The organism is Streptomyces sp. CO7, assembly GCF_053474865.1.
Map to the genome: position 1 here is coordinate 1,207,659 of NZ_JBRIOU010000002.1, position 4,986 is coordinate 1,212,644.

General features: G+C 72.4%; 4 protein-coding genes. 1 reads left to right on the forward strand and 3 read right to left on the reverse strand.

The annotated features are described in order from the left end of the window. The 3 genes from ACOV8S_RS07440 to ACOV8S_RS07450 all read right to left on the reverse strand — a co-directional run. Positions 1–1,208: MFS transporter (locus tag ACOV8S_RS07440; protein ID WP_448316840.1), on the reverse strand; the 1,208-nt coding region annotated here is incomplete at its 3' end. A 115-nt stretch (positions 1,209–1,323) separates the two neighbouring features. Beyond that, positions 1,324–2,805, reverse strand: a complete 1,482-nt coding sequence (locus ACOV8S_RS07445; protein ID WP_448316841.1) for an extracellular catalytic domain type 1 short-chain-length polyhydroxyalkanoate depolymerase — start codon at positions 2,803–2,805, stop codon at positions 1,324–1,326. 138 nt (positions 2,806–2,943) lie between these two features. Continuing rightward, positions 2,944–3,531, reverse strand: a complete 588-nt coding sequence (locus tag ACOV8S_RS07450) for a DinB family protein (protein WP_448316842.1) — start codon at positions 3,529–3,531, stop codon at positions 2,944–2,946. A 234-nt stretch (positions 3,532–3,765) separates the two neighbouring features. Here ACOV8S_RS07450 and ACOV8S_RS07455 point away from each other — a divergent pair. Beyond that, positions 3,766–4,986 (forward strand): beta-1,3-glucanase family protein (locus tag ACOV8S_RS07455; RefSeq protein WP_448316843.1); only part of this gene is annotated, 1,221 nt, incomplete at its 3' end.

Genomic DNA, 4,986 nt, shown 5'->3' on the forward strand with positions numbered 1-4,986 from the left:
GCCGCGGCCGCCGTCAGGATGACCGCGGCGATGACCGCCCACCCCACGGCGCCCCAGGACATGGCCAGGTAGGTGTACGCGGCCGGCGCCCAGACCGACCCCAGGTTGTAGCCGAGCCCCACCACGCCCTCGTACTCGCCGCGCCGATCCGGGTCGGCGAGCTCGGCGACCAGCCCCCACTGCCCGGCCGACTGGTACAGCTCGGCGCCGGTCACCGTGACGTGGCCGACCCACATCAGCACGATCGTCGCCCAGCCGACCGTGTCGTGGGTGACGGCGATGATGCCGCAGGAGACCAGGAAGCAGAGGGCGCCACGGCGCTGGGCGCGCAGCGAGTCGGTCACCGTGGCGACCCCCCGCGCTGCGGCCACCTGCAGGGCCACCGCCATCACGGTGTTGGTCCCGTACAGCCAGGCCAGCACCACCTTCGGCGCGTCGGTCTCGGCCACCAGCCAGAGCGGGATCACCGTCATCAGCAGCACCTGGTGGGTGCCCAGCACGCCGTTCAGGAAGGTCATCAGCACGAAGGGGCGGTTGCGGAGCGCGGCGCGCGGATCGCGACGGCGGCCCGGGCGGGCCGCTTCCTCCGCCACGGCCACGGCGGGCACCACCGGCTCGGGCCGGGGAGGCTCGGGAAGCCGGGTCACCCAGTAGGCGTTGGCCAGCAGCACCACCGAGGTGAACAGGGGCACGGCGTGGACCAGGGTGAGGCTGTCCAGGGCGAGCGCCAGACCGCCGGCCAGGGCGCCCATGGAGTACCCCGCGTTGCGGGCGGCGCGCAGGAACGCCCGCGCGTGCACCCGCTTCTCCTGGGGGAAGACCTGCATCTGGTAGGCGCTGCGCCCGGTGCGCACCCAGGTGTTCGCCAGACTGAGCGGGATCAGGACGGCCAGCGCCGTGACGAAGGAGCCGGCGAGGAACCAGGAGGCGAAGAACACCGCCTCCAGGGCGGAGCCCACGATCCAGCTGCGCCGGGTTCCCACCCGGTCGGCCAGGCGGCCCAGCGGCACCGAGAACACGAACGCGGCCGCGAGGGACAGGGTCAGCATCAGGCCGACCTGGGCCGGGCTCAGTCCGACGACCTGGGTGAAGTACACCGCCTCGCCGGTGATGAAGGCGCCCTCGGCGAACGCCGAGAGGACCGACTGGTACGACATCGCCCGGATCAGGCGGTCTTCCGGGAGAAGGCGGGACAGCAGAGAGGGCATGCGACGGCTCCTGTGGTTCGACCAGGGGCAGTCTTCGCCGCGTAATTCTTGACGTCAAGATATTTATGGGGCCGTCACGCGCGGCGGCGTGACGGCCCCTCGGGCGCGGTCCGCGTCAGGACGGGCACCCCGCGTCGGAGATCACGAAGTACCCGGCCGAGGTCTCCTCGAGCGTGTGGCTGTAGAAGGTGTTGTAGAGCCCCATGTTCTGGCCGGATCCCAGGGCGTAGGCGTAGCCGCCGCTCTGGCGGGCCCGGCCGGCCTGCACGTGCGCGTAGTTGGAGGCCGTGAAGCAACGGTGCTCGAAGCCTCCGTCACCGCCGCTCGTCGTGGCGGTCACGGACGCGGAGCGGGCGCCGGCCGTGCCGGAGGCGTCCACGGCGGCCACCGCGTAGGTGTACGCCGTGCCGGGGGACAGGGCGGTGTCGGTGTACGAGGTGCCGGTGGCGGTGCCGACCCGGGAGCCGCCTCGGTAGATCTCGTACGACGCCGCCCCGCTCACCGCGTTCCACGACAGCGTGACGCCCCTGTCGGTGACGGCGCCGGCCGTGAGGCCGGTGGGCGCGGGCAGGGCGCCGGGTTCGCCCGGGTCGACGGAGCCGCCGTCCAGGCCCCAGAACAGGGCGGTGTAGTAGCTGGAGCAGATGGTGTCCAGGTAGTACGCGCCCGCGGTGCCGCACTGCGAGGTCCCGCTGCCGGGGTCCACGGCCGTTCCGTGGCCCATTGCGGAGACGGTGAACGTGGTGACCGCCGGGACGCCCCGCGCGTCGGTGTAAACCGCCTGGGTGGTGTTGCCGGGGAGCGAGGCGGTGGAGGCGGGGGTCTGGCCCAGGCCCCAGACGTTCGTCCACTGGTCGCGTGACTGGGTGGCGTTGGCGGGCACCACGGTGGTGTCCGACGTGCCGTGCCAGATCGCGACCCGCGGCCAGGGGCCGGTCCAGCCGCCGGACGCCGAACGCACCGCGTCACCCCATTGCTTGGGGGTCCTGGACGTCGCGTTGTACATGCAGGTGTAGGCGTTGGCGACGCTCGTGGCGCAGCCGACGGGGATGCCGGAGGCGATGGAGCCGCCCGCGAAGACGTCCGGGTAGGCGGCGAGCATCGCGGCGGTCATCGCCCCGCCGGCCGACAGCCCGGTGACGAACACCCGGTCGCGGTCGCTGCCGTAGCGGCTGATCGCGGAGTCGACCATCTGCTTGACGGAGAGCGCCTCCCCCTGGCCCCGGGCCGTGTCGGAGGACTGGAACCAGTTGAAGCAGGAGTTGGCGTTGTTGGCGCTCGAGGTGTGCGGGTACACCACGGCGAACCGGTACAGGTCCGCGTACTTGGCCCACCCCGCGTGGGAGTGGTAGTCCGGGGCGCTCTGCGTGCAGCCGTGCAGGGCGACGACCAGCGGGGCGCCGGCCGGGAGGCCGTCGGGCACGTAGGCGTACATCTGGAGGTTGCCCGGATTGGTGCCGAACCCGGTGACCTGGGTCAGCGAGGCGGCGGAGGCGGGCGTCGGGGCGGCGAACAGGGCCAGCAGCAGGGCGAGTACGGCGGTCAGGCCGAACCCGCGGGCTCGTGCCCCGGGTCGGGAGTGGTAGGGAACCGGCATGGGGTCCTCCCGGAGGGGATCGGTGCGGGGGCGCGTGTGGGGGTCACGCGCTCCGACCGTACGAACGGGCCGGACCCCTGCCAGTGGAGCGGCAGCACATAGGTGCGGGGCGCGCCTATGTGGGAGCGCGCCCAGGGGTCAGGCCTCCCGGGCGACCCGTTCCAGGCGCTCGCGATGCGCCTGCCACCAGGCCGCGTCCGCCTGCGCCATCGCCGTGTTGTCCTCGCGCATGCCCACCGCCCCGTCGATCAGCTCGCGGACGATGTCCGCGTGCCCCGCGTGTCGCTGGGCGTCGGCGATCACCCGCACCACGGCGTGGTGCAGCGTGATCGCCCCGCGCTCCGCCGGCCACCAGGGCACCGTGCCCACCGTCTCCAGGGGCAGCGCCTCGAGGGTCGCGTCCGCGTGCGCCCAGGCCCGCCGGTACAGGCCGACCACGAACTCGCGCGACTCCTCGGCGGTCGCCCACATGTCCGCGTTCGTCTCGGCGCCCTCCGCCACCCACGGCAGAGGGATGTCCGACGGACGGCCGAACACCTCGCCCAGGTAGCCGAGTTCGACGGCCGCCAGGTGCTTCACCAGCCCCAGCAGATTGGTCCCGGTCGGGGTGAGCGGCCGGCGGACGTCGTACTCGGAGAGGCCGTCCAGCTTCCACAGCAGGGCGTCGCGCGCGTCCTGCAGGTAGCGGTGGAGGTCGGCCCTGGGATCGGTGGGGGTCGTCGTCATGCGGACAGTCTGGCAGCCACCAGGGACAACGAAACTTTCAACTGAGAGCGCTCTCAGACTACTTGACGTTCCAAAAGCAACAGGATTTCATCGGAACCGCACACGCCACTCCGGGGCGGGTCCGCACACGGTCACGAGGTCGTGCGGGCCCCGCCCACCTGCCTGATCACCCCCCACCTTCCCGGACGCGTGCCGTCGTGGCGCGTCGCACCGGGACGATCTCAGGAGGAACACGTGGTTTCCCGACGATCCTTCATGGTCGCGGGCGCGGCCGCCACGCTCGGAGCGCCCGCCTGGTTCCTCGCCAGGCCGGAGCGCGCCAAGGCCGGCGAGTCCTCGACCGCGTCGGCGTCGCTGCCGATCACCCTGCGCAACACCTCCGGCAGCGGCACCGTGTACGCCTACATCAGCGGCGCCGACGAATCCGGATGGCCCGGTTTCGTCACCGCCGACGGAACCTTCCGGCGGCTGCCCAGTCCCTCCTCGGTGCTCACGCCCGTGGCCGACCACTCCATCGCCCTGGGCCCCTCGGGCTCCTCCGGGGTACGGGTGCCGCTGAACCAGTACGTCATCAGCGGCCGGGTCTGGTTCTCGGTCGGCGCGAAGCTCCAGTTCTTCGTGAACCCGGCGAACGGCGGGGGAGCACCGGGCATGGTCCAGCCGGCGCTCACCGCGAGCGACCCCAACTGGCGCACCAACTGGACCTTCTGCGAGTTCACGTACAACAGCGCCAACCTGTACGCCAACATCAGCTATGTGGACATGGTGGCGCTCCCCGTCGCGATGTCCAGCACCGGGCAGGCCGGGCAGCAGTCGGTCCCGCCCCTGCCCGCCGGAGCGCTCGGCCGGATCGCGGAGGGCCTGCGGGCCCAGCACGCCGCCGACGGCGCGCCCTGGGACCGGCTGGTCGCCACGGACGACGCCGGCAAGGTCGTCCGGGTGATGGCGCCGGCCCACTCACCCACCGGGTTCGGCGACTACTGGCAGCCCTACCTGGACGAGGTCTGGCGCCGCTACGAGACCACCGACCTGACCGTGAACGGGCAGGGCTCCGTCGGGAAGTACACCGGACGGGTGTCCGGCGGGGTGCTGACCTTCGCCGGGCTGAACGACAACGGCGTGCCCTTCACCAAGCCCAGCGCCGTGGACATCTTCGGCTGCGCGAGCGGCCCGCTCTACAACTCCGGCGGCGACGCCCGCGGCGCGGTGGCCGCCCGGCTGGCGGCGGCCCTCAACCGCAGCTCGCTGCTGGTGTCCGGCGGCGACAACCAGCCCGACGGTGTGCCGGCCGACCGGTACTACCGGCACGCGATCACCAACCACTACGCCCGGCTGGTCCACGAACACGCCACCATCGGCTACGCCTTCCCCTACGACGACGTCGGCCCCACGGGTGCGCCCGCGGTCGACGGCCACCTCCAGGACGGTGCTCCGACGTCCTGGACGATCGAGGTC

What these genes read in the sequence shown, in the direction of transcription:
- ACOV8S_RS07445 (WP_448316841.1), bottom strand. Translation starts at nt 2,805, where the DNA reads ATGCCGGTTCCCTACCACTCCCGACCCGGGGCACGAGCCCGCGGGTTC.
- ACOV8S_RS07450 (WP_448316842.1), bottom strand. Translation starts at nt 3,531, where the DNA reads ATGACGACGACCCCCACCGATCCCAGGGCCGACCTCCACCGCTACCTG.